Genomic DNA, 22,521 nt, shown 5'->3' on the forward strand with positions numbered 1-22,521 from the left:
AAATGAAACTGTATCGTTGGCAACAATAACAATTCGCCCCACAGCGACCCGCCAATGCATCCCGACATCGGTTTCCGGGGGAGGAAACGCCCAATGCACGCGACCTACAGCTATCCCAAATACAGCTTCACACCCTCGGAGGAACAGCGCACCGGCACCGTCCGCCGCCATCCGGTGGTGGTCATCGGCGCTGGCCCGGTCGGGCTGACCGCGGCGCTCGACTTCGCGCGCAAGGGGGTGCCGGTGGTGGTGCTCGACGCCGAGGACACCGTCAGCGTCGGCAGCCGCGCCGTCTGCTATGCCAAGCGCGCGCTGGAGGTGTGGGACCGGCTGGGCGTCGGCCAACGCATGATCGACAAGGGCGTGGTGTGGAAGATCGGCAAGGTCTTCAATGGCGACCGCATGGTCTACCAGTTCGACCTGCTGCCGGAGCCGGACCACAAGATCCCGGCCTTCATCAACCTCCAGCAATATCACCTGGAGGAGTTCCTGGTCACCGAGGCGCGGAAGAGCGACCTGATCGACCTGCGCTGGCTCTCCCGCGTCATCTCGGCCAAGCAGGAGGCCGACCATGTCGTGCTCCAGGTGGAAACGCCCGACGGCGTCCATGCGGTGGAGGCCGATTGGGTGGTCGCCTGCGACGGCGCCAAATCGTCGGTGCGCAAGATGCTGGGGCTGGAGTTCCAGGGCGAGGTGTTCAAGGACCGCTTCCTGATCGCCGACGTGGTGATGACGGCCGATTTCCCGGCCGAGCGCTGGTTCTGGTTCGACCCGCCCTTCCACCGCAAGCAGTCGGCGCTGCTGCACATGCAGCCCGACAATGTCTGGCGCCTGGATTTCCAGCTGGGGTGGGACGCCGACCCGGAGGAGGAGAAGAAGCCGGAGCGCGTCATCCCGCGCGTCCAGGCGATGCTGGGAGCCGACACCCCGTTCGAGCTGGAATGGGTCTCGGTCTACACCTTCCAGTGCCGGCGGCTGGAGCGCTTCCGCCATGGCCGCATCCTGTTCGCCGGCGACTCGGCGCATCAGGTCTCGCCCTTCGGCGCCCGCGGCGCCAACAGCGGCGTGCCCGATGCCGACAATCTGGTGTGGAAGCTGGCGCTGGTGCTGGAGGGCAAGGCGCCCGGGACGCTGCTCGACAGCTACAGCGACGAGCGGGTGGCGGCGGCCAAGGAAAACATCCTGAACTCGACCCGCTCCACCGACTTCATCACGCCCAAGAGCGACATCAGCCGCGTCTTCCGCGACGCGGTGCTGGAACTGGCGGCCGAGTTGCCCTTCGCCCGCGCGCTGGTCAATTCCGGCCGGCTGTCCACCCCCACCACCTATGCCGGCAGCCCGCTGAACACGCCCGATACCGACGCCTTCGCCGGCCGCATGGTGCCGGGGGCGCCGGCCACCGACGCGCCGGTCGAGCGCGACGGGCAAGCGGGATGGCTGATGGAGGCGCTCGACGGGCGCTTCACCGTGCTCTACGCGGCCATGGGCAATGACGGGGACGGGCCGGTCCCGGCGGAGGTCGCCACGGCGCTGGACAGCCTCGCCCGCGGTCCGCTGCCGCTCGCCTGGCATGCGGTGACCGAGCGGCGGCGCGGCATCGCCGGGGAACTGGTGGACAGCGCCGGCCGCATCCGCGAGCGCTACGACCTGACGCCCGGCAGCGTCTATCTGATCCGCCCCGACCAGCATGTCGCCGCCCGCTGGCGCCGCTTCGACGCCGCCGCGCTGTCGGCCGCGCTGGAGCGCTGCACCGGACGCTGATCCCCCGATTCCGATCCCCCGATTTTCAAGAGTCCTCCCATGACCGACCTCATCACCGACCAGCGCTTCGCCAGTCCGGACGACGTCTATCAGATGCTGATCGACAGCCACCGCGACCTGACCGCCGACCAGAGCGCCCGCCTGAACGCCAAGCTGATCCTGCTGCTCGCCAACCACATCGGCGACCCGGAGGTTCTGGCCCAGGCCCTGCGCATCGCCCGGCAGGGGGTGGCGTAGGCTTGGGGTCGGGGTCCGTCCCCCGCTGACGGCGGCCCCGCTTTCGCGTAAAAAGGCGCATCGGTTCCCCTTTCGGAGGATGCGCCCGCCATGCGCCTGCGCCACCTGCTCGCCCTGCTGATCCTCCTGCTGTGGAGCGGCCCGGTCCTGGCCGAAGGGTTGACGCAGACGCCGCTGTCGATCCCCGCCCGCTACCCGGACGGCAGCAGCGCCAACCTGGAGGCGCTGCTGCTGCGGCCGGACGGCCCCGGCCCCTACCCGGTCGCCATCATCAGCCACGGCACGCCGCGCGACCCGGCCGAGCGGGCGGAGATGACGCCGCTGCGCTATGTGCCGCAGGCGCGCGAATTCGCCCGGCGCGGCTGGGCGGTGCTGGCGGTGATGCGACGCGGCTATGGCGGGTCGGACGGCCCCTACGTCGAAAGCAACGGCCCCTGCGACAACCCCGACTATCTGCATTCCGCCGAGCAGAGCAGCGAGGATGTCCGGCAGGCCGTGCGCTATATGGCGCGCCAGCCCTTCGCCGATCCGGGCCGCATCGTCGCGGTCGGCGTGTCGGCCGGCGGCTTCGCCAGCCTGGCGCTCGCCGCCAACCCGCCGCCGGGGCTGAAGGCGGTCATCAGCTTCGCCGGCGGTCGCGGCTCGCGCGGCGACGACGACGTCTGCCAGGAGAACCGGCTGGTCGCCGCCTTCGGCACGTTCGGCCGCACATCGCGGGTGCCGAGCCTGTGGATCTATGCGGAGAACGACCTGTTCTTCGGCCCGGCGCTGGCCCGCCGCTTCTGGGAGGCCTTCACCCGCGAAGGGGGACGGGCCGACTTCGTCGCCGCTCCCGCCAACGGCAAGGACGGCCATTTCCTCTTCAGCGCCGCCATCCCGCAATGGACCCCGGCGGTCGACGCCTTCCTGTCCAAAAACGGGCTGGCCCCGCGCGCCACGCCGATGGCGCTGGCCCTGCCGGCGCTGGTGCCGCCGGCCGAGCTGTCCGTCGCCAACCGGGCCAAATTCCCCGCCTATGTCGAGGCTGCCGGCAACAAGGCCTTCGCCGTGGCGCCCGACGGCGCCTTCGGCTGGAAATCCGGCCTGCGCAGCCTGGACGAGGCGCAGCGCCTGGCCTTGGAAACCTGCGCCAGGAACAGCCGGCAGGGCTGCCGCATCGCCTATGTGAACGACCGCCCGGCCGGCAGCGGCGCGGCGGCCGCCGCCGAGCCGACAGGGGCCGCCCGCGTGCGCCTGGAGCCGCCGGCCGAGCTGTCCGCCGCCAACCGCGCCAAGTTCACCGCCTATGTCGAGGCCGCCGGCCGCAAGGCCTTCGCGGTGTCGTCCGACGGCGCCTTCGGCTGGAAGGCCGGCATGGGCAGCGAGGATGCCGCGCGGATCGCCGCGCTGGACAACTGCGCCAAATACACCCGGCACACCTGCTACGTCGTCTTCGTCGACGACCAGCGTCAGCGGTGAGGGGTTGCGCGCCCCGGACATGGAAAAGGCCCGTCCGGCATCCCGGGCGGGCCTTTTCCGTGGATGGAACCGGAGAGCGCGTCAGCGCGGAGCCAGCACCATGACCATCTGGCGGCCTTCGAGCTTCGGCATCTGCTCGACCTTCGCCAGCTCGTCCAGCTCGTCGCGGACACGGACCAGCACGTTCATACCCAGATCCTGATGCGCCATCTCACGGCCGCGGAAGCGCAGGGTCACCTTGACCTTGTCGCCCTCCTCGAGGAAACGGCGTGCCGAGCGCATCTTCACGTCGTAGTCGTTGTCATCGATGTTCGGCCGGAGCTTGATCTCCTTGACCTCGATGATCTTCTGCTTCTTGCGCGCCTCGTTGGCCTTCTTCTGCGCCTCGTACTTGAACTTGCCATAGTCGAGGATCTTGCAGACGGGCGGTTCGGCCTGGGGAGCGACCTCGACCAGATCGAGGCCGGCATCCTCGGCGGCCAGCAGGGCATCGCGCAACGACACGACGCCGATCATCTCGCCGTCGGCGCCAACGAGACGAACGGAACGAGCCGTAATCTCCCGGTTAACCCGCGGTCCATCGCGGGTCGGGGCGGCTTCGGACGGGATCCTGGCTATGGACGCTTCTCCATGGTCTGAAACCATGCGGAAACCGGCCCCCCGGAGGGAGGCCGGCGGCATCGCACGGTCGGTTAAAACTGCGAGTCGGATCCGAAATCCCCGGCGGGAGATTTCGTTTCCTCAACCAGTTTATTCACCGCCGCGTCGAGGGCAAGAATTTCCTGATCCTTGCCGCCCAGCACGCGGAGCGCGACCGTGCGCTCCTCGGCTTCGCGCTTCCCGACCACCAGCATCAGCGGGATCTTCTGCAGGCTGTGTTCGCGGACCTTCAGGTTGATCTTCTCGTTGCGGGTGTCGAGCTCGACGCGCAGGCCGTTGCGCCGCAACAGCCTGGCCACTTCCTCGGCATAGCCGTCGGCCTCGCTGGTGATGGTGGCGACGCTGACCTGGACCGGGGCCAGCCACAGCGGGAACTTGCCGGCGTAATGCTCGATCAGCATGCCGATGAAGCGCTCCATCGACCCCAGGATGGCCCTGTGCAGCATGATCGGCCGGTGGCGGGCGCCATCCTCGCCGATATAGCTGGCGTCGAGACGCTCCGGCAGGTTCGGGTCGTACTGCAAGGTGCCGCACTGCCAGGTCCGGCCGATGGCGTCGGTCAGGTGGAATTCCACCTTGGGGCCGTAGAAGGCGCCCTCGCCCGGCAGTTCCTCATACTCCAGCCCGGCGTCGCGCAACGCCTGGGCCAGCGCCCCTTCGGCCCGGTCCCACAGATCGTCGGAGCCGGTGCGGACGTCCGGACGCAACGCCAGCTTCACCGAGATCTTGTCGAAGCCCAGATCCTTGTAGACGCCGAGCTGGAGCTTGAAATACTCCGCCGCTTCGCCCTGCACCTGATCCTCGGTGCAGAAGATGTGGGCGTCGTCCTGGGTGAAGGCACGCACGCGCATGATGCCGTGCAGCGCGCCCGACGGCTCGTTGCGGTGGCAGGCGCCGAACTCGGCCATGCGGATCGGCAGGTCGCGGTAGGAGCGCAGGCCGTGGCGGAAGATCTGGACATGACCGGGGCAGTTCATCGGCTTGATGCCCAGCAGCTTCTCGCCGCCGTCGGCCTCCACCTTGAACATGTTGTCGCCATACATGTCCCAGTGGCCCGACGCCTTGAACAGCGAGCTGTCGATCAGCTGCGGCGTCTTGACCTCGACATAGCCGGCGGCCTTCAGCTTGGTGCGGATGTAGGTCTCCAGCGTCCGGTAGAGCGTCCAGCCCTTCGGATGCCAGAACACCGAGCCGACCGCCTCCTCCTGGACATGGAACAGGTCGAGTTCCTTGCCAAGCTTGCGGTGGTCGCGCTTCTCCGCCTCCTCGATCTGGTGCAGGTAGGCCTTCAGCTCCTTCTCGTCGCGCCACGCCGTGCCGTAGATGCGCTGGAGCATCGGGTTGCGGCTGTCGCCACGCCAATAGGCGCCGGCCACCTTGGTCAGCTTGAAGCCCTGCCCGACCTTGGCCGTCGTCAGGGCATGGGGACCGCGGCACAGATCCAGCCAGTCGCCCTGGCGGTAGATCGACACCGGCTCGCCCTGCGGGATCGCCTCGATCAGCTCGGCCTTGTAATGCTCGCCGAGCTTCTTGAAGTAGGCGACCGCCTCGTCGCGGTCCCACACCTCGCGCACGATCGGGATGTCGGCGGAGACGATCTCGCGCATCTTCGCCTCGATCTTCTCCAGATCCTCGGGCGTGAACGGCTCGTCGCGCGCGAAGTCATAGTAGAAGCCGGTGGCGATCGACGGGCCGATCGTGACCTGCGTGCCGGGATACAGCTTCTGCACCGCGTCGGCCAGCACATGGGCGGCATCGTGGCGGATGACCTCGAGGGCGTCGGCGTGATTGCGCGTGACGATCTCGATCTTGGCGTTGGTAGTGACGGTGGTGGTGAGGTCCTTCACCGTGCCGTCGATCTTGACGGCAAGCGCATCTTTGGCCAGTCGCGTACCGATGGACTGGGCGATCTCAAGCCCCGTCACCGGCCGGTCGAACTCCCGCACGCTGCCGTCGGGCAGCGTGATGGCGATGTTGGACGTCACCGAAGTCACCATTTCAATAGTGTTGCGTATCACCCGGATCGGGCACCCGGACCAGGGCCGGGAACGCGAAATTTCCATCGCCGCGTGGGGGAATGTCAAGGGCGGCGGCTGAAATCAAGGGGAAAGGACCGGCGCGGTGAGACTTCCCTGCACCGCAAGACGATGCTCCGCCAGCCCCCTCCCCGACCCTCCCCCACCTGGGGTGGGAGAGGGTGCCTTACGCAAAGCGGCGGCAGTCCCCTCCACCGCCGGAGGCGGGGGAGGGTCAGGGAGGGGGCATCATCGCCCGAGCCTCACTCCGGCTTGCGGCTCAGCCGCGGCTCGCCGAACAGGTAGCCCTGGCCGAAGTCGAAGCCGGTGTCGAGTACCTCGACCAGCTGGTTCTCGGTCTCGATCTTCTCGACGATCAGGTCGATGCCTTCGGCGGCGCAACGGCGGCGCAGCTCCCCGATGCGCCCGGCATTGGCCGGGTCGAGCACAAGGGCGCGGTCCAGCTTGATGCAGCGGAACTCGTGGCGCAGCAGCCGGTCCAGGTCGATGGCGAGGTCCGTCACCTGGTCCATCGAGAAGCGGAAGCCGAGCCGAGCCAGTTGCGACAGGATGCCCATGGTCACGGCACCGCCAGCCCCGAGGTCGTGCTGGCTCAGCTCGAACACCAGCTTCGGAACCAGCGCCTGGTTCTGCGTCATCATGTGCAGGAACTGCCGCATGAAGTCGGCGTCGGCCAGCGTCGCGGCGGAGATGTTGGCGAAGAAGCCGATGGCATGCTGCCGCCGCTCGGTCTCGCGGATCAGCTGGACGCAGCGGACCAGCAGCAGATTGTCGATGGTGGCGATCAGCCCCTCGCGCTCGGCGATGTCGAGATAGCGGTCGGGCATGATCTGGGAGCCGTCGGCGGCGCGCACCCGCGAGAACACTTCGTAGAAGCGGTGCTTTCGCTGGGGCAGGCTGACGATGGGCTGGAGATAGATGTCGATGCGGTCGGCCTTCAGCGCCTCGTGCACCGCCTCCAGCACCGCCGCGTCGTCCAGCGGCACGGAGGAGGGGCGAATGGAGGAGGGCACCGGGCGGGTTGCGGCTTCCGGAGGCGCCCCGGCGGTCGCCCCCGGGGGCCGGCGGTCGACGCTGGGGGCCGGCGGGCGCGGGGCGCGGCGCTCGGTCAGGCGGGCGACCAGCGACTGGAGAAGCCTCACCTCCTGCATCACCGCGTCATAGCGGGCGCCGTCATCGGGCTGAATGCCCTGAGCCACGGACTCGGCGGCGATCCGCTGCTCCAACAGGCGGGCCAGCTCCTCCACCCGGCCGTTCAGGCGGGCAATGCGGCGGCCGGCGGCGCGCTCGCGTCCCAGCCGGGTCGCCGTCTCATGGGCCAGCGCCCCGGCCAGCACGACCATTCCGCCGGCCAGCCCCGCAACCAGCGGATCGCCGTCCGGCCGCAGCGCCCACAGCGAGGCCGCGGCCGTCGCGCCGGCGATCAGATAGGCGAGCGCATAGACGGCGTGAGTCAGCAAGGTCATCGCATGGAATGGAAAGCTGTTGGCGGGGCCGGTGGCCGGATGGGAGGTTCCATGGCGAAGCTCGGCGGTCAGGACCTTCACGGGATGCGGTGCCTTTGCGGACGGCGTGGCGCAGACCGGGCGGGCCCACCCACTGTCCGGGCGCCCGCTTGACGATCCGTTAATGCTACGCCGCCGCCCGGCCCGTCCTGCGCGGCCTCAGCGGTGATCGGCCCCCACCGCCTCGGCGACCGACGCATAGCCGTCGCGGCGCAGCAGTTCCGCCAGTTCGCGCCGGATGCGGTGGACCACCGCCGGGCCGGCATAGACCATGGCCGAATAGAGCTGGACCAGCGAGGCGCCGGCCCGGATCTTGGCATAGGCGTCCTCGCCGGTCGCGACGCCGCCGACGCCGACGATCGGCAGCTTGCCGCCGGTCAGCGCGTAGATCTCGCGCAGGACGGTCGTCGAGGGCTCGAACAGCGGAGCGCCAGACAGGCCGCCGGCCTCGCCGCGCAGCGCCGCCGGGATGCTGTCGGGCCGGGCAATGGTGGTGTTGGAGACGATCAGCCCGTCGATGCCGGACTCCAGCGCCACCGCGGCGATGTCGCCCTTGTCCTCGACTGTCAGGTCGGGGGCGATCTTCAGCAGAAGCGGCGGATTGCGCGGCAGGCCGCAGGCCGCCCGCGCCTCCAGCACCCGTTCCAGCAGGGCGCGCAGCGGGTCGCGGCCCTGGAGCGCGCGCAGGCCCGGCGTGTTGGGCGAGGAGACGTTGACGACCAGATAATCGGCCAGCGGCGCCAGCCGGCGCACGCCGATCACATAATCGTCGGCGGCGTCGGCCGTGTCCTTGTTCTTGCCCAGGTTGGCGCCGACGATGCCGGGCGCGCGCTTGGCCGTATCGCGGCGGCGCTCCAGCCGCTGGGCGAACGCCTCCAGCCCTTCGTTGTTGAAGCCCATGCGGTTGATCACCGCCCGCTGCTCCACCAGCCGGAACAGGCGCGGACGCGGGTTGCCGGGCTGGGGCCGCGGGGTGACGCTGCCCGGCTCGACGAAGCCGAAGCCGAGATTGAGCATGGCATCGACCACCTCGGCATTCTTGTCGAAGCCGGCGGCCAGCCCGACCGGGTTGGCGAAATCCAGGCCCCATACGCGGGTGTGAAGCGCCGGTTCGTCCCTGCCGCGCGCCGGCGGGACCAGCCCGGTCTTCAGCGCCTTGATGGTCAGGCCATGCGCGGTTTCGGGGTCGAAGCGGAACAGCAGCGGCCCGGCAAGCGGATAGAGGTCGATCACGGAACGAGGTCCTGAAGGGTGAAGGGGAAGCCGGCGGGGAAGACGTGGCGCCCGTCCGGCCCCAGCGGCAGCGGGTCGGCGCGCAGCACGGCGCCGACCGGCAGCGGTCCATAGAGGTGCGGGAACAGCTGTCCGCCGCGCGACGGTTCCCAGCGCAGGGCGTCGCCCAGCCGGTCGGCGTCAACCGTCAGCAGGAGCAGCCCGTCCTGGCCGGCGCGGTGCCTGGCGGCGCTCTCCACCACCTGTCCGGCGGTCGAGAAATGGATGAACCCGTCCCGGGCATCCTGCGACGAGCCGGGATAGCTGCCCGCCGGGCGGGCGGCGTCCCACTCGTCCTTGCGGCACATATGGTGGATGATTCGGTCGGTCATGATGGCCGGACACTATCCCAATGCACGGCGACCGGCCAGACGCATCGAAGCCGCAGGGCCACGGCGCCGGATGATCGCGGCGGGATGCCCCTTCCCGGACGGGCGTCACCACAACGCAAGATCGACTCCCCGATTGCAACTGCGCACGCGTCGCGCGTTGCATTTTGCAAAGCCCTCGCGAAATTAAACGGCATTTTGCGGGTATTTTTGATTTTTGCGACCTCCCGCACCGGCCGCATCGCCCTGTTTCACCATGAATAGCCAGCGTTTCCGGAGGGCGGAGCCTGCCGCCGGAGACTGGCACCGCTTTTGCTCTGAAAGCTGCAAGACAACGGAGGACCCGCCATGAACGCGATTTCCATGAGCCTGATGAAGAAGACCAAGCCCTGCGATGCGGACCTGGGCGCATCGGTCACCGCCATGGGCGCGCTGTGCGAGCCGGGTCAGACGGCCGTCCCGCTGAAGCCGAGCGCCACGATGCTGGCCGCCGGGGCGCGGGCCGGCGGCGTGTCGGTCGAGGTCGCCTGGAAGATCTACCAGGCGATGATCCACCACGCCGACTGAGCCGGCCCGGCCCAACAGCCGCCAACCGGTCAGCGCCGTCCGCCCTCGCAAGGGCTGAAGCCCGAATCGAGCTTGGTCTCGATCCGCAGCAGATGGTCGGTCAGGCGCTGCTCCACATCCTTGAGCGTCGCGAAGGACACATAGGTCTTCGCAACCTCCAGCTTGTAGGCGGCCAGACTCTCGCGCACCTGCGACTGCGCCTGTTCGGCGCGGGCGCGCAGATCGTCCAGCCCGTTGTCGGCGTCCTTGCGCACGCGGACGATCAGCCAGAACAGCCCGCCCATCGCCGGCAATTCGACGGCGGTGATCCACCAGGCCAGGTCGAGGCCTGCAGTCAGGGTGTCGTGCATCGGGGTCTCCCGTCGTTGAGGTAAGGCAGGGTCACAATTCCCAGTCGGCCGCCGCGACCGTCGGCATGCCGGCGCCACGCCAGTCGGAGCGACGGTCGGGCAACCGGACGGAGCGGTCGAAACGGTGGGGCTCGGCGCCGAGGCAGCCGGCCACCGCGTCCAGCCCGTCGTCGGGACCGCGATAGCGGCCGTCCGGGCGCCAGTCGCGCATTTCCCGGATCAGCGGCGTTTCCCACACCAGCCGGTGGGCCAGCAGGCGGCGGTCGGCCAGCAGGGCGTCGAACGCCTCCAGGATGCGCCGGGCCTTCGGCGTGTGGCTGGACTGCTCGACCACCGCGGCGGCCAGCCGGTCATGGCGCAGCCGCTCGCGCAGCAGGCCGGGCAGGAAACGGCCGATGCCGTTGATCTCGATGTGGATCGCCGGCAGATGGGCGTCGGCGATCAGCCGGGCGACCTGCCGGCATTGCTGGTCGGCCTCGGTTTCCTCCGCCTTCGGGTCGACCGCGAGATACAGCACCCGGTGCAGGTAGAAGCGGCCGTCCTCGCCGCCGAACACCGCGGCGACGACGCTGCCGTCGCCGGCCTTGCCGGCACCCTCGCCGCCCGGGCGGGCGAAGGCCGGATCCCACCAGCAGGTGGCTGAGACCAGCCGCACCCCGCCGAGCGTCAGCACCGCCCGGCCGAGCGCCTCGCGATAGTCCAGCTCCGCGTCGTAGCGGCCGAGCCGGTCGACATCGAGCACGCCGTCGACGACGCTCACCGGCTGCAGCAGCATCTGGCTGGCGAATTTGTTGGGGCCGGTGGTCTTGCGGATGCGGGCGACATGCGCCTCGCCGAAGCGCTCCTTCCAGGCATAGATGCGGCGGCCGTCGGCCTCCTCGCGGTAGACCGGCAGGACCAGCCGGTCGAAGCCGTCGAGGAAGGGTTGTCCGCCGTCGCCCCCCTCCTCGGCATAGAGGCTGTCCTGCGCGTGCGGCGTGCCGACATAGAGCTGGGCCCCGCCCGGAACCAGCACATACTCCAGCTCCGACAGACGCTCGCGCAATGCTGCGCGCTTGACCGCGGTATCGGCGTTGCGCGGCACCTCGACATCGTCGCAGATCACCACGTCGGCGCGGCTGCCGGTGATGTTGCCGCCGATGCCGGCCGCCGCCATCGACGGATCGCGCAGTTCCATCGGCCGCACCACCGTGAACCGGTCGGCCGCCCACTGGTCACGCATCGATGCCGGCGGCTTCAGGTGCCGGGCCTCGGGGTGGCGTTCCAGGATGCGCTTGACGTTGCGCACCATCTTCATCGCCAGCTTCATGTCGGCGGCCAGCACCAGCAGCCGGCGGTTGGGGTCGCGCAGCAGCAGCCAGGCGGCGAACAGCCCGACCAGGGTCGATTTGCCCGAGCCGCGGAAGGCCATCAGCAGCATCCGCCGGTTCTGCCCGGCCATGCAGGCCTCCAGCCAGCGCGCCATGCGGTCGTGGTGGGCGGGGGTCTTCAGCTCCACCATGGCGTTCCAGCCGCGGATGAAGGCGGGAAAGCCGGTGTCCTCCCCCTCCGTCATGGATTCCGCCCCAGGATGTGCCAGCCGGCGCCGTTCGACATCACGGTCACCGCATGGCCCTGGCCGGTCAGCGCGATGGCCTCGCTGTCCGGGCCGCCGCCGCCGGACTGGGTGACGGTGACGCGGTTGCCGCCGGTGTCGGACTTCTTGACGGTGACCGTGCGGCCGACCGCGTGGGGCGCCGACGGAGCCGGCAGCCGCACCTCGACCGCGCCGCTCCAGGCGCTGACCAGATAGAGCTGCCGGGTCAGGTCCGGCTCGAACAGGCCGGCGCCCTCGTGATAGCCGGCGTTGCCGGGCGGGTTGTTGCCGGCGACGATCCACCAGCCCGCCCCGTTCGACACCAGCGTCACGAAGTCATAGCGGTTGCCGAGCGCCAGCGTGCGCCCGTCCGGCCCCGGCCCGCCGGTCTCCGTCACGGTCAGCGGGTTGGCCGAGGCGTCGGTGCGCTTGATCGTCACCGCATGGCCGTTCGCGGCGTCGGCCTTGGGCAGCCGCAGTTCCACCGGCCCGCCATAGGCGCTGGCCAGATAGACCGAGCTGGCGAGGTCGAGCGCCACCACCCCGCCGGTCAGCGGCTCGACGAACTCGGTGTCGTAGCGCAGCGCCTCCACCACCAGCTCGGTGACGCGGCTGCGCTGGAGCCGGTTCTTCTCCGGATATCCGGCATTGACCGCGGTGTAGCGCCCGCCCGAGCGGTCGAGGATCGCCGGCCCGGCCGAGGCGGAGAACAGGTTGACCACCGACGTCTCGACCGACCCGGCGTCGAGCTGCAGGTTCGGCACCGCGCCCAGCGATTCGGCGTAGAAATTCACGATCAGCGTCTTGTCGGTGACGGGGCCGACCCGGAAGCAGGCCTCCGCCTCCGGCCACAGGTTGGCCTCGCAATCGAAGAAGGCGTTGTTGAAGCGCCCCTGCTCGACGAAGAAGCCGCAGCCGGTCATCGGCGCCGACAGCGAATAGACCCGTACGGCATGGAAGCGGTTGGCGTTCGGCGTGTCGCCGGCCCCCGTCCGCGTCAGCCACACGCCATGCCGGGACGGCCGGGCCACCAGCACCCGGGCGATGTTGTTCCAGTAGCAGGGCAGGTTCGGGTCGTCATAGCCGTCGAACAGCAGCCCGGTTTCCGGCTCCCACAGCGTCAGGTCGGCCAGCGCGTTCTGCACGCAGGGGCCGTCGCGGCCGAACAGCCGCACCCCCGCCCGCCCCCGCTCCAGCCGCAGGGCCGACAGGGTGGCATAGCCGTCCGGCAGATGGACGAGGTCGAAGCCGTTGGACGTGCCGCGGATCACCGACGCCTGCCCCGCCCCGTACAGCGTCTGCCCGTACCCGAGCGTCAGCGTGTTGGCGATGCGGTAGGTGCCCGGGGGCACGAACACCGCGCGGGCCGAGGTCAGCGCGGCCTGGAGCGCCAGCGTGTCGTCGACCAGCCCGTCGCCCACCGCGCCGAAATCCTTCACCGACACGAGGTCGGCCAGCTTGTCGCGCACCGGCCGCGCGGTGGCGCCCGCCCCCGGCGGCACATAGGTCGCCAGCGCCTCCTCGTCCACCGGCGGGCGGACGGTCGGGTTGCCGGCGCTGTCGAAGGCCAGCAGCTTGCCCTGGCGCAAGCCGCGCTCCGGCAGCAGGGCCGACGCCGGCAGGTCGCTGTCGGCATAGCGCAGCATCAGCTCCTGGTCGCCCGCCACCTGCTGGAGCGCGGCGGTCAGCCGGTCCAGCTCGCCGTTGAGGGCGGAGGCCGGCAGCGGCCCGCTCTCGCCGAAATCGCTGCTGCGCTCGATGGGCAGGCGGCGGCGCAGCAGCACGACGATGTTCTCGGCCGGGGCCTCGGCGAAGGTGACGGCCCCGCCCGCGGTGGTTCCCGCACCGGAAACGGCGTAGCCGGTGCTCTGCAGGGCCGCGCCCAGGAAGACCTGGAGGTCGCCGTCGGCGAAGATCGGGAACGGGTAGGTGAAGACCCGCTGCACACCGTCGGCGAGATACTGCACGCGCGGCGTGCCGCGCGGGATGAGAAGCGACGTGGACATCGGGGGCTCCGAGGGAGGAGTCTTCAGAAGAACTTGCTGAGGTAGTCCAGCCGCTGGCGGTCGGCGAGCTGCGACAGCTCCAGCAGGTTGCGGCGCTTCACCTCGTCCAGGCTCTGCTGGATGGCGGCGCGCTTCAGCTGGCTGGTGGCCTGGGCGTCCTTGCCTTCGGCGTCGCTGGCGTTGGTCAGGCCGAGCAGGATGGCCTCGCCCGACCCGTCCTGCCCGGTGACGCCGCGGGCGCCCAGGCTGGCGCGCGTCTTGCCGACCGCCTGGCGCAGCGCCGCCAGCCGGCGCTGTTCGGCGGCATCGGCGGCGGCGGTCAGCTGGGCGAGCTGGGTCTGGCTGTCGGCCTCCTGGGTGCGGACCGCCTCGGACTGGCTGGCGCGGAGCTGGGCCAGCGTCTGTTCCTGGCCGGCACGGTAATCGTCCATCTCCCTGGCCCGCGCCGCCTGGGCCGCGGCGGCGGCGGCCTCGGCCTGCTGGCGCTGGAGCTCCTGGTCCTGCCGGCGCAGCTCGTCCTCGCGCGCCCAGGCGCGGGCCTGCGCCTCGGCCTCCAGCTGGGCCTGCTGCTGGCGGGCGGTGGCCGTCGCCTGGGCGTTGCGTTCGGCCGCCGCCGCTTCCTCGCGGTATTTCTGCTCCAGCGCCGCCTGGGCCGCGGCGGCGGCGGCGGCATCCTGCTGGCGCTTGTATTCCAGCTCGGCCGCGGCCTGCTGGGCAGCGGCCTGTTGCGCCGCGGAGCCGGACTGGCTGGTACCGGCACTGGCGCTGCGCACGGTGCCGATCACCGAGTTCGCCAGCGGCAGCGCCGTGGTCACGAGGGGAGCTATTCCACCCATCAGTCGTTCACCTTCAATTCCATGGTCACGGAAAGCAGCGTGAAAGGCAGCGGCGCGTCCTGTTCGATGCGCCACAGCGGGACATCGGTGTCGTACCGCCAGCCGAGCGCCCGCAGCCGGCGGTCTCCCGACACGCGCGGCGGCACCCCGCCGGCCGGTTGCGGCCCCAGCCGGTGGAGCGGCAGGTCCTGCAATCCCCGCCCCAGATCGACGCGCAGTGCCGCCGTCTCCTCCAGCCGGAAGGTGACGGCGACCAGCCGCATCAGGTCGGCCCCGGCCGCCTGCCCCAGCAGGTTGGGCGGCAACGGCTCGATCCGGTGGCTGTAGGGCAGCCCGATCTCGACCCTGGCCGCCGGCGGGTCGAGCGTGACGCTGCCGGCCTGGACGGTGGCGGGGGTGCGCACCGCCCCATCGGCGACGACGGCGACGGTCCGCCCCTCCAGATGGGCCAGGCCGCCCCAGACGGCGGCGGGCTCCGCCCGTTCGGCAGCAACCGCCGCGTCGAGGTTGAAGCCGTCGTCGAAGCGTTCGACGCTCCACACGCCGCGGCGGTCGACCAGCAGATAGACCTCGTCGCCGACCGCGGCGACGGAACGCACCGCCCCATCTGTCTCCAGCCGGGTCCAGGCGGTGACGCTCTCGGCCCGGTAGGCGGTCAGCGCGCCGAGCGCGCCGTCCTCCATCGCCACGAACAGCAGCCGGCGGTTCTGGTCGTAATCCTGGTCGCGCGGGTTGACCACCAGATGGCGGGCCAGCAGCGCCAGGTCGTTGGCCTGATAGGCCGCCTCGGTGTCGGTGTAGAGGAACTCGCGGATTTCGCGCCGGTTGCGCGGCACGAACAGGGTGCCCCCCTCGACGTCGCGCGGCGGGATGGCGCGGTCGAGCGGCGAGCCGATGCGGGTCTGGCGGTTGACCTGCATGCTCTGCGGCGTCAGCGGGTCGCCGGTCACCATATATTCGGCGCCCGAGGTGAAGACCTGCAGATGACGGCCGGAGAAGACGGCACGCACGGCGTTCACCTGATCGGACAGGATGCCGAACTCGATGGCCTCGTCGTCCAGCCCTTCGCCCAGGTCGAAGTTCCAGATTCGGGCCGATTTGGACAGCCACAGCCGGTTGGGCAGGTCGCGCGACCCGCCGATCACCAGCCGGTCCTGATGGAAGGCGGCCGACACCGGCCAGCCGCGCAGGGGCGAGAAGGCCTGCTCCTCCCAGCTGGTCGTCGCCTGGGTGTCGGCCAGCGTCTCCTTCGCCGTGGCATTGACCTGCGTCGCGGAGACGACCCCGGTCACCAGCAGCTGCTTGCCCTCGATGCGGATGCGGGTGCCGTCGTGGCGCGGGTCGAAGACCGGGGCCGACGCGGTGACGGTGACCGCCCCCGCGATGCCCGACGGGGTGAGCGTCACCGCCGGATCGCCGAAACGGTGGAAGGGCAGCCGGACCAGCTCGTCCTCGACCGCGAAGGCCCATTCCGACAGGGTCCACGCCCCGTCCTCGCCGCGCGCCAGCTTGCGGGGCGGCAGGTCGGGATGGCAGACCAGCAGCGTGTCGGCGCTCTGCGTCCAGGTGATCTGCGCCAGCTGCGCCAACGTCCAGGGCGCCGCAATGGAGGCGAGCCTGGCCCCGCCCTGGAACACGTCGATCCAGCCGCCGGTGAACAGCAGCAGATAGGTCTGCTCGGTGTTGCGCTCGAACGCCACCAGCCGGCCGTCGCCGCGGGCCGGCGCGGTGAAGGCGAGGCCGGAGCGCCGCGTCACCCCGCCGGTCGGGTCGATGAACAGGTTGCGCAGTGCCAGCGCGCCGTTGTCGTAGGCCTTGAGGTCGCCGCGCCCGAGCAGGCGGCGCGACACCTCGCCAGCGGTGAAGTTGGTCTTGACCTGATGCAGCCGTCCCATCACGCCCTCCCCATCAGGCCCGCGCATCGATCAGGGTGAAATCCTCGAAGCCGGGCTGGCTGTCCTGCTGGGCATCGATCTGGCGGGCGCGGCGGAACTCGCTCTCGGCCAGCTGGGCCAGCAATTCCGCCCGCGTCGAGCTTTCGGTCAGCGGCAGGCAGAACTCGGCGGCGAGCCGGGCGATCAGCGCCTGGTCGAAGAAGGCGGGGAAATCCTCCTCCGCCGGGCGGCCGATGTAGGACAGGGTGACGGCGGCGGCATCGCACAGCAGCATCCGGCCGTTGATGCGATAGGACAGGCCGCGCCCCCGCCCGCCGCCGCCCGCCGCCAGCGCCCGCAGGAAATCGGCCGGCAGCTGGAAGGCGCAGGCATAGTCGGCGACCGGCGCTTCGGCCAGCCGCGGCAGCGTCGCCTGGACGCTGGCGAAGCTCCAGGCATTGGCCGACAGCAGCGCGTCGCGCGCCGGGCCATAGAGGGCGGCGGCCACCTCCGCCTCGGCGGAGCCGTCGTCGAAGGAGGCGATGGCGGTGGCGCCGAGCTTGATCAGCGCACGGCCGCACAGGCCGATGGCGGTGAGGGCCATGGGCTGGTCTCCGGTTGGGGGGAAGGATAAGGATCAGTCGCTGTTGGCGGCGCCGAACGGCGTCAGGTTGGCGACATCGACCGCGCCGCCGCTGCTGGAGGCGACCACCAGCACGCCGGCCGCCGGGGCGACGGTGCCGGCGGCGCAGTTGGCCAGCAGCATGTCGCCGGCCCGCAGCAGGCCGGCCGCCCCGTTGAAATAGCCGGCGGTATCGACGTCGGTCGCCGCATCGGGGGTGGTGTAGTGCCAGAGCGTGAAGCCGTTGGCGTAGGCGAGCACGCTCAGATCCTTGGACGCATAGGCCATGGACGGAAGACTCCGGATTTCGTGGGGGGAATCCCCCTCTCCCCCCGGGGAGAGGGTCGGGGTGAGGGGGGATGCATGGGGAGGATTCGGTGAGACGCTGCGGCGTCGCGCGTCGAGCAAAGGCACGACGCCGCGGCTCAGCTCTCCAGGCAGCGCAGCGTCACCACGCCCGAGTTGTCGATCAGCGCGGCGCCCTGGCTCATCATGTTGTTGACGAAATGCGCCGCGCGGTCGCCGTGCCAGGTGATGTCGGTCTTCACGTCGGCACCCGCCGCGTGGCCGACCGCCGTCTTGTGATACCAGTGGCACAGGCGGACGCTGCCGGTCAGCGTCAGGCCGGAATGGGGAACCCACAGCGTGCCGAGCCAGCGCTTGGCCTGGGTGCCGCGCCAGGGCAGCTCGTCCGGTCCGACATAGTCGCTGCTGGCGAACTCGTCGATTCCCAGCAGCTGGCTCCACTGCTTCCAGCCGACGACGGCATAGCGCTGGCCGTCGTCCGGCACGTCGGCCTCGCCCATCATCTCGAAGGCTTCCAGCACCTTGGCCTTGGTCAGGCCGTCGGTGGCGTCGCCGGCATGGTTGGTCGACTTGTCCAGCTCGGCGATCAGCAGCTCGTCGGTCTTGCGGCCCAGCGCATAGGCGCCGGCATTGGCGATGATCTGCCGCTCGTCGATGTTGGTCTTCAGCTCGTCCAGCCGGTCGACCCAGTCGCCGGCATAGAAGTCGTACAGCGCGCACTCGACCGGCGTGTGGTCCAGGTTCATCACCGGGACGGCGCCGTGGCGCGATTTGGTGGAGGCCGCGCCCTTGCCCACCTTCTGGAAGACGGTGGAGGCGCCCTGCACGTTGTTCTTGCCGCGCACCGTGTTGCGCAGCTTGGAGCCCATGCGCTGGTAGGCCTCATGGACCTCGCGCTCGAACTGCTTGACGAACGCCTGGGCGATCGTGGTCGACATGGGAATTTTTCCTTTCGCGTTCCTGCGGATCCCGCGGGTGCAGGGGGAGACCATGCGGGAGGGGCTCGTTCCGCCATCCGGTTGTCGGAGTGCGCCAAGGGACGCACCGCCGGCCGCGGGCGGAACGCGAAAATGAAAAGGGCCGGCCGGGCCTTTCGGTTTTCCGGCCGGCCCTTTTCGGGACCGAAGCGAGGGGGGAGCTCTGGTGCCGTCAGGCGTCAGATCCGGATGGAGGGAGCTGTCGCCTTGACAAGGCTGGTTATAGGATTTTTAGCCGATCTATGAAAGGACTATTTTCACAAAGCCGTCTCAATGCCGGACCGGACCGGCGACCCAATGGCTGACGATGGTCTCCGCCTGGGCCGGCGGGATCTCCGGATGGTGGTAGCGATAGACGGTGACCGCCGCCTCCAGCGCATAGCGTTCCGGCTGGCCGCAGCGGCACAGGCCGGAATAGCAACGCTGCACCGCATCGCGGCAGGCGATGACGTCGGCGGGAGGCGGGTCGACCTCGAAGAAACGGGGGTCGGTCATGGACGGTCCTCCTCATCCAGGGGCACGCCGTAGATTTCCAGCCGGTGCCCGACGATCTTGTAGCCGAGTTCACGGGCGATGCGTTCCTTCATCGCCTCCAGCTCGGGGCTGGCGAACTCGATGATCCGCCCGGTGCGGGTGTCGATCAGGTGGTGGTGGTGGTCGGCCGTCGCCTCCTCGTACCGGGCGCGGCCGTCGCCGAGATCGACGCGCTCGATCACCTGCGCATCCTCCAGCAGCCGCATGGTGCGGTAGACGGTGGCGATGGAGATGCGCGGGTCGATCTTTACCGCCCGGCGGTGCACCTCCTCGACGTCGGGATGGTCGTCGGCCTCCGACAACACCTGGGAGATGACACGGCGCTGCCCGGTCATCTTCAGCCCCTTCTCCATACACAACGCTTCCAGACGCGACGTCATAACCCAACCCTGGTCATTGCTTGCCGAGACCCCCATCATACTGAAAACCGTTCGCAATCCCAGAGCGGTTTCGCAAGCGACCCGATGTCGCTGTTCCGCCGGGCCCGTCCGCGGCCCGGCCAACCTGGAGGAACGCCCCTATGACCCGCCTCATGCCCCGTGCCTGGACCGCCCCGGCCCTGCTCTGCATCGGACTGGCCCTGCCGGCCGCCCCGGCGCTGGCACAGCAATCCGCCCCTGCTCCCGCCCCTGCCGCCCAGGCCGCCGTCGCCGATGCGCAGGGCAAGCCGCTGGGCACCGTCACCTTCACCAAATTCCCGCACGGCATCCTGGTGCATGGCCAGCTCGAAGGTCTGACGCCGGGCTGGCATGGCATCCACATCCATGAAAACGGCGCCTGCACACCCGATTTCAAGGCTGCCGGCGGCCATTTCGCCGCCCAGGGCGCCAAGCACGGGCTCGAAGCCGAGCACATGCATTACGGCGAGCTTCCCAACATCTGGGCCAACGAATCCGGCAAGGCCGGGTTCGAGGCGATCACCCACATGGTGACGCTGACCGACGGCGCCGACGGCCTGTTCAAGCAGGGCGGCACCTCGATCGTCGTCCATGCCCAGCCCGACGATTACCTCAGCCAGCCGGCCGGCAACTCCGGCGACCGCATCGCCTGCGGCGTCATCAAGAAGCCGTAAGGCTCGAAGAAGCACCGGGGCGCGACCATATGCCGCGGCGCCGACGCGGCGGCCCGCGCCCCTCCCCGCACTCCCTCCTCCGGCCGTTCCACCCTGCGCACGCCTGCCGCGCACCGAGTTTTCTTGCCAAATCAAGCCGCCGGCCCTATGTGTCCAGGGTCGGACGGCGCCCGGCGCCGCGCAGGACTTGCGCGCGCCATCTCGCCCGCCGCCCGACGGCTCCGCGCCAACCCGCCGCGGAGCGCGCAAGCCCGGCCGCTCCCTCCTGGCGCGGCCCCCATTCTGGTGACCAGGACCATCGCTTCCATGACCGAATTCTCCGGCCTCGGCCTGATCGAGCCTCTTCTGCGCGCCGTCGCGGAGGAGGGATACTCCACGGCCACGCCGATCCAGGCCGGCGCCATTCCCCTTCTGCTGGCCGGCCGCGACGTGCTCGGCCTCGCCCAGACCGGCACCGGCAAGACCGCCGCCTTCACGCTGCCGATCCTGCAGCGGCTGTTCCAGAACAAGAAGCGCGTGGCCGCCAAGTCGCCGCGCGTCCTGATCCTGACCCCGACGCGCGAGCTGGCGCTGCAGATCGGCGACAGCTTCACCACCTACGGCCGCCACCTGCCGCTGCGCCGCACCGTCATCCATGGCGGCGTCGGCCAGAGCCCGCAGGTGTCCGCCATCGCCCGCGGCGTAGAGGTGCTGATCGCCACCCCCGGCCGCCTGCTCGACCTGATGGCGCAGAACCACGTCAACCTCGGCGCGATCGAGGTGTTCGTCCTCGACGAGGCCGACCGGATGCTCGACATGGGCTTCATCCGCGACGTGCGGAAGGTGGTCGCGGTGCTGCCGAAGGACCGGCAGACGCTGCTGTTCTCCGCCACCATGCCCGACGCGGTGGTCGAGCTGGCGCACAGCATCCTGACCGATGCCGAGCGGATCGAGGTGACACCGCAATCGACCACGGTCGAGCGCATCAACCAGCGCGTCCTGTTCGTGGAGCGCGGCGACAAGCGCCGCCTGCTCGCCGACCTGCTGGAGGATTCGGCGATGGCCCGCACCATCGTCTTCGCCCGCACCAAGCACGGCGCCGACCGCATCGCCGACCATCTGAAGAAGGCCGGCATCGCCGCCGACGCCATCCATGGCGACAAGTCGCAGTCGGCCCGCGTCCGCGCGCTGGAGAGCTTCCGCGCCGGCGAGCTGCGGGCGCTGGTGGCGACCGACATCGCGGCGCGCGGCATCGACATCGACGGCATCAGCCACGTCATCAACTTCGACCTGCCGAACGAGCCGGAAAGCTACGTCCACCGCATCGGCCGCACCGCCCGTGCCGGCACCGACGGCAGCGCGGTGTCCTTCTGCGACCATGAAGAGGTCGGCTACCTGAAGGACATCGAGAAGACGATCCGCCAGCCGATCCCGGCCGACACCGACCACCCCTATCACGCGGTCGACGTGGCGCAGATCCACGCGTCGAGCAAGCCGCCGCCCCGCCCGAAGGCGCCGGGCAGCAACCGCAACCAGAACAACCGCAACCAGCAGCCCAGGCAGGGCCAGCAGGCCAAGCCGGCGGGCGCCCAGGGTGCCGCCGCTGCCAAGCCTGCGGCGCAGGCCGCCAAGGCGCCGCAGAAGGCCGGCAAGCCGAACGGCGGCGCGCGCCCGGATGCCGCGCGCAACGACCAGAACCGCCACGACCGCCGCCCGGCGCCGCACGCCGTCTCGCACGGCAATGGCGGCGGCAAGCCGGCGCCGCGCGCGGCCGGTACCCCCGGCGGCAACACGCCGATGCGCCGCAAGCCCAGCGCCGCCTGACGTCCGGTAATCGACATAAAAAAGGCCCCGTCTCTGACGAGACGGGGCTTTTCCTTGTCCGGGACGCTTGCCGGTGTCAGCCCTGGGCTTCCGCGGCGAGCGCGGCCTGCACCGCCGGGCGGGCGGCGACCCGCTCGGAGAAGGCGACGAGGTTCGGCCAGGGCGTCAGGTCGAAGCCGATGCGCGGCAGCCAGCTCAGCACCGTGAAGGCATAGGCGTCGGCAACGGTGAAGCGGTCGCCGGTCAGATAGGCCTTGCCCTCCAGCTCATGGTCGAGCAGCGCCAGCTTGGCGCCCAGCACCTTGGCGGCGAAGCCCTTGTAGGTTTCGGACACCACGTCCTTCAGCATCGGGAACAGCGGGACGACTCCCTTGTGCAGTTCCGAACCGATGAAGTTCAGCAGTTCCTGGACACGGTAGCGCTCCAGGCTGCCGGCCGGCGGGATCAGGCCGCTGTCCGGCGCCCGGTCGGCGATGTACTGGACGATCACCGCCCCTTCGGTCAGGATCCCGCCGCCGTCGAGCGCCAGGGCCGGCACCTGCCCCTTCGGGTTCACCGCGCGGAAGTCGCTGCCGTCCTCAAGCGTCTTGGCAGCGAGGTCGACCTTGACCAGGTCGAAAGGCAGCCCGGCCTCGCGCAGGACGATGTGCGGCGACAGCGAGCAGGCGCCCGGCTTGTAATAAAGCTTCATGTGTCCGGATCCCGTTCGGGTGTTTCGTGGTTGGCGATGTAACGGCTAC

The 22,521-nt window shown here is 70.0% G+C and carries 22 protein-coding genes; 6 read left to right on the top strand and 16 right to left on the bottom strand.

Annotated features, from left to right (window positions below):
- Positions 1 to 93: 93 nt before the first annotated feature.
- From ABMY26_RS26175 to ABMY26_RS26185, 3 genes are all read left to right on the top strand, one after another.
- Positions 94 to 1,761, top strand: a complete 1,668-nt coding sequence (locus ABMY26_RS26175) for an FAD-dependent oxidoreductase (protein WP_372397497.1) — start codon at positions 94 to 96, stop codon at positions 1,759 to 1,761.
- Positions 1,762 to 1,800: 39 nt separating this feature from the next.
- Positions 1,801 to 1,998, top strand: a complete 198-nt coding sequence (locus ABMY26_RS26180) for a DUF2783 domain-containing protein (RefSeq protein WP_372397498.1) — start codon at positions 1,801 to 1,803, stop codon at positions 1,996 to 1,998.
- 90 nt (positions 1,999 to 2,088) lie between these two features.
- Positions 2,089 to 3,456, top strand: a complete 1,368-nt coding sequence (locus ABMY26_RS26185; protein WP_372397499.1) for a CocE/NonD family hydrolase — start codon at positions 2,089 to 2,091, stop codon at positions 3,454 to 3,456.
- An 81-nt stretch (positions 3,457 to 3,537) separates the two neighbouring features.
- Here the strand turns inward: ABMY26_RS26185 and infC are convergent, their stop codons facing one another.
- From infC to ABMY26_RS26210, 5 genes are all read right to left on the bottom strand, one after another.
- The gene (gene infC, locus ABMY26_RS26190) at positions 3,538 to 4,101 is read right to left on the bottom strand and encodes a translation initiation factor IF-3 (protein WP_372397500.1); all 564 of its coding nucleotides are present in this window, start codon (positions 4,099 to 4,101) and stop codon (positions 3,538 to 3,540) included.
- Positions 4,102 to 4,148: 47 nt separating this feature from the next.
- Complete coding sequence (thrS, locus tag ABMY26_RS26195) at positions 4,149 to 6,113, bottom strand: threonine--tRNA ligase (RefSeq protein WP_372397501.1); 1,965 nt, start codon at positions 6,111 to 6,113, stop codon at positions 4,149 to 4,151.
- A 281-nt stretch (positions 6,114 to 6,394) separates the two neighbouring features.
- Positions 6,395 to 7,699 (bottom strand): EAL domain-containing protein, encoded by a 1,305-nt coding sequence (locus tag ABMY26_RS26200; RefSeq protein WP_372397502.1) that lies wholly within the window; start codon positions 7,697 to 7,699, stop codon positions 6,395 to 6,397.
- 117 nt (positions 7,700 to 7,816) lie between these two features.
- Positions 7,817 to 8,890, bottom strand: coding sequence for a quinone-dependent dihydroorotate dehydrogenase (locus ABMY26_RS26205; RefSeq protein ID WP_372397503.1), 1,074 nt, complete (start codon positions 8,888 to 8,890; stop codon positions 7,817 to 7,819).
- A complete protein-coding gene (locus ABMY26_RS26210; protein WP_372397504.1) occupies positions 8,887 to 9,261 on the bottom strand; it encodes a DUF952 domain-containing protein in 375 nt (124 codons plus the stop codon). The genes ABMY26_RS26205 and ABMY26_RS26210 overlap by 4 nt, the downstream gene beginning before the upstream one ends.
- A 345-nt stretch (positions 9,262 to 9,606) precedes the next feature.
- Here ABMY26_RS26210 and ABMY26_RS26215 point away from each other — a divergent pair, with 345 nt between their 5' ends.
- Complete coding sequence (locus ABMY26_RS26215) at positions 9,607 to 9,825, top strand: hypothetical protein (RefSeq protein ID WP_372397505.1); 219 nt, start codon at positions 9,607 to 9,609, stop codon at positions 9,823 to 9,825.
- A 29-nt stretch (positions 9,826 to 9,854) separates the two neighbouring features.
- Here the strand turns inward: ABMY26_RS26215 and ABMY26_RS26220 are convergent, their stop codons facing one another.
- From ABMY26_RS26220 to ABMY26_RS26265, 10 genes are all read right to left on the bottom strand, one after another.
- Positions 9,855 to 10,175 (bottom strand): hypothetical protein, encoded by a 321-nt coding sequence (locus tag ABMY26_RS26220; RefSeq protein WP_372397506.1) that lies wholly within the window; start codon positions 10,173 to 10,175, stop codon positions 9,855 to 9,857.
- A gap of 31 nt (positions 10,176 to 10,206) precedes the next feature.
- Positions 10,207 to 11,730 (bottom strand): phage terminase large subunit, encoded by a 1,524-nt coding sequence (terL, locus tag ABMY26_RS26225; protein ID WP_372397507.1) that lies wholly within the window; start codon positions 11,728 to 11,730, stop codon positions 10,207 to 10,209.
- Entirely contained in the window at positions 11,727 to 13,757 is a 2,031-nt protein-coding gene (locus tag ABMY26_RS26230) for a glycosyl hydrolase family 28-related protein (RefSeq protein WP_372397508.1), read from the bottom strand. Before ABMY26_RS26230 ends, terL begins: the two co-directional genes overlap by 4 nt.
- A gap of 23 nt (positions 13,758 to 13,780) precedes the next feature.
- Complete coding sequence (locus ABMY26_RS26235; protein WP_372397509.1) at positions 13,781 to 14,572, bottom strand: hypothetical protein; 792 nt, start codon at positions 14,570 to 14,572, stop codon at positions 13,781 to 13,783.
- Between the two features lie 20 nt (positions 14,573 to 14,592).
- A complete protein-coding gene (locus ABMY26_RS26240; RefSeq protein WP_372397510.1) occupies positions 14,593 to 16,488 on the bottom strand; it encodes a hypothetical protein in 1,896 nt (631 codons plus the stop codon).
- A gap of 13 nt (positions 16,489 to 16,501) precedes the next feature.
- A complete protein-coding gene (locus tag ABMY26_RS26245; RefSeq protein ID WP_372397511.1) occupies positions 16,502 to 17,071 on the bottom strand; it encodes a hypothetical protein in 570 nt (189 codons plus the stop codon).
- Between the two features lie 33 nt (positions 17,072 to 17,104).
- Positions 17,105 to 17,377, bottom strand: a complete 273-nt coding sequence (locus ABMY26_RS26250) for a hypothetical protein (RefSeq protein ID WP_372397512.1) — start codon at positions 17,375 to 17,377, stop codon at positions 17,105 to 17,107.
- A 137-nt stretch (positions 17,378 to 17,514) separates the two neighbouring features.
- Positions 17,515 to 18,333, bottom strand: a complete 819-nt coding sequence (locus ABMY26_RS26255) for a phage capsid protein (RefSeq protein WP_372397513.1) — start codon at positions 18,331 to 18,333, stop codon at positions 17,515 to 17,517.
- Positions 18,334 to 18,642: 309 nt separating this feature from the next.
- Positions 18,643 to 18,867, bottom strand: a complete 225-nt coding sequence (locus ABMY26_RS26260) for a hypothetical protein (RefSeq protein WP_045581022.1) — start codon at positions 18,865 to 18,867, stop codon at positions 18,643 to 18,645.
- A complete protein-coding gene (locus ABMY26_RS26265) occupies positions 18,864 to 19,286 on the bottom strand; it encodes a Fur family transcriptional regulator (RefSeq protein ID WP_372397514.1) in 423 nt (140 codons plus the stop codon). The genes ABMY26_RS26260 and ABMY26_RS26265 overlap by 4 nt, the downstream gene beginning before the upstream one ends.
- 140 nt (positions 19,287 to 19,426) lie before the next feature.
- On the opposite strand from ABMY26_RS26265, the gene ABMY26_RS26270 reads away from it, so the two are divergent.
- Positions 19,427 to 19,978 (top strand): superoxide dismutase family protein, encoded by a 552-nt coding sequence (locus tag ABMY26_RS26270; RefSeq protein WP_372397515.1) that lies wholly within the window; start codon positions 19,427 to 19,429, stop codon positions 19,976 to 19,978.
- Between the two features lie 306 nt (positions 19,979 to 20,284).
- Positions 20,285 to 21,781: a DEAD/DEAH box helicase gene (locus ABMY26_RS26275; protein WP_372397516.1), complete on the top strand. Its 1,497-nt coding sequence runs from the start codon at positions 20,285 to 20,287 to the stop codon at positions 21,779 to 21,781.
- A gap of 76 nt (positions 21,782 to 21,857) precedes the next feature.
- On the opposite strand, the gene gstA is transcribed toward ABMY26_RS26275, so the two are convergent.
- Positions 21,858 to 22,472, bottom strand: a complete 615-nt coding sequence (gene gstA, locus ABMY26_RS26280) for a glutathione transferase GstA (RefSeq protein WP_372397517.1) — start codon at positions 22,470 to 22,472, stop codon at positions 21,858 to 21,860.
- Positions 22,473 to 22,521: the final 49 nt, after the last annotated feature.

The organism is Azospirillum sp. HJ39 (assembly GCF_041507355.1).
Taxonomy (GTDB): domain Bacteria; phylum Pseudomonadota; class Alphaproteobacteria; order Azospirillales; family Azospirillaceae; genus Azospirillum; species Azospirillum thiophilum.

Bases quoted from the DNA above. Each gene is read 5' to 3' on its own strand.
- ABMY26_RS26175 (WP_372397497.1), top strand. From the start codon at position 94: ATGCACGCGACCTACAGCTATCCCAAATACAGCTTCACACCCTCGGAG.
- ABMY26_RS26180 (WP_372397498.1), top strand. From the start codon at position 1,801: ATGACCGACCTCATCACCGACCAGCGCTTCGCCAGTCCGGACGACGTC.
- ABMY26_RS26185 (WP_372397499.1), top strand. From the start codon at position 2,089: ATGCGCCTGCGCCACCTGCTCGCCCTGCTGATCCTCCTGCTGTGGAGC.
- infC (WP_372397500.1), bottom strand. From the start codon at position 4,101: ATGGTTTCAGACCATGGAGAAGCGTCCATAGCCAGGATCCCGTCCGAA.
- thrS (WP_372397501.1), bottom strand. From the start codon at position 6,113: ATGGTGACTTCGGTGACGTCCAACATCGCCATCACGCTGCCCGACGGC.
- ABMY26_RS26210 (WP_372397504.1), bottom strand. From the start codon at position 9,261: ATGACCGACCGAATCATCCACCATATGTGCCGCAAGGACGAGTGGGAC.
- ABMY26_RS26215 (WP_372397505.1), top strand. From the start codon at position 9,607: ATGAACGCGATTTCCATGAGCCTGATGAAGAAGACCAAGCCCTGCGAT.
- ABMY26_RS26220 (WP_372397506.1), bottom strand. From the start codon at position 10,175: ATGCACGACACCCTGACTGCAGGCCTCGACCTGGCCTGGTGGATCACC.
- terL (WP_372397507.1), bottom strand. From the start codon at position 11,730: ATGACGGAGGGGGAGGACACCGGCTTTCCCGCCTTCATCCGCGGCTGG.
- ABMY26_RS26230 (WP_372397508.1), bottom strand. From the start codon at position 13,757: ATGTCCACGTCGCTTCTCATCCCGCGCGGCACGCCGCGCGTGCAGTAT.
- ABMY26_RS26240 (WP_372397510.1), bottom strand. From the start codon at position 16,488: ATGGGACGGCTGCATCAGGTCAAGACCAACTTCACCGCTGGCGAGGTG.
- ABMY26_RS26245 (WP_372397511.1), bottom strand. From the start codon at position 17,071: ATGGCCCTCACCGCCATCGGCCTGTGCGGCCGTGCGCTGATCAAGCTC.
- ABMY26_RS26250 (WP_372397512.1), bottom strand. From the start codon at position 17,377: ATGGCCTATGCGTCCAAGGATCTGAGCGTGCTCGCCTACGCCAACGGC.
- ABMY26_RS26255 (WP_372397513.1), bottom strand. From the start codon at position 18,333: ATGTCGACCACGATCGCCCAGGCGTTCGTCAAGCAGTTCGAGCGCGAG.
- ABMY26_RS26260 (WP_045581022.1), bottom strand. From the start codon at position 18,867: ATGACCGACCCCCGTTTCTTCGAGGTCGACCCGCCTCCCGCCGACGTC.
- ABMY26_RS26265 (WP_372397514.1), bottom strand. From the start codon at position 19,286: ATGACGTCGCGTCTGGAAGCGTTGTGTATGGAGAAGGGGCTGAAGATG.
- ABMY26_RS26270 (WP_372397515.1), top strand. From the start codon at position 19,427: ATGACCCGCCTCATGCCCCGTGCCTGGACCGCCCCGGCCCTGCTCTGC.
- ABMY26_RS26275 (WP_372397516.1), top strand. From the start codon at position 20,285: ATGACCGAATTCTCCGGCCTCGGCCTGATCGAGCCTCTTCTGCGCGCC.
- gstA (WP_372397517.1), bottom strand. From the start codon at position 22,472: ATGAAGCTTTATTACAAGCCGGGCGCCTGCTCGCTGTCGCCGCACATC.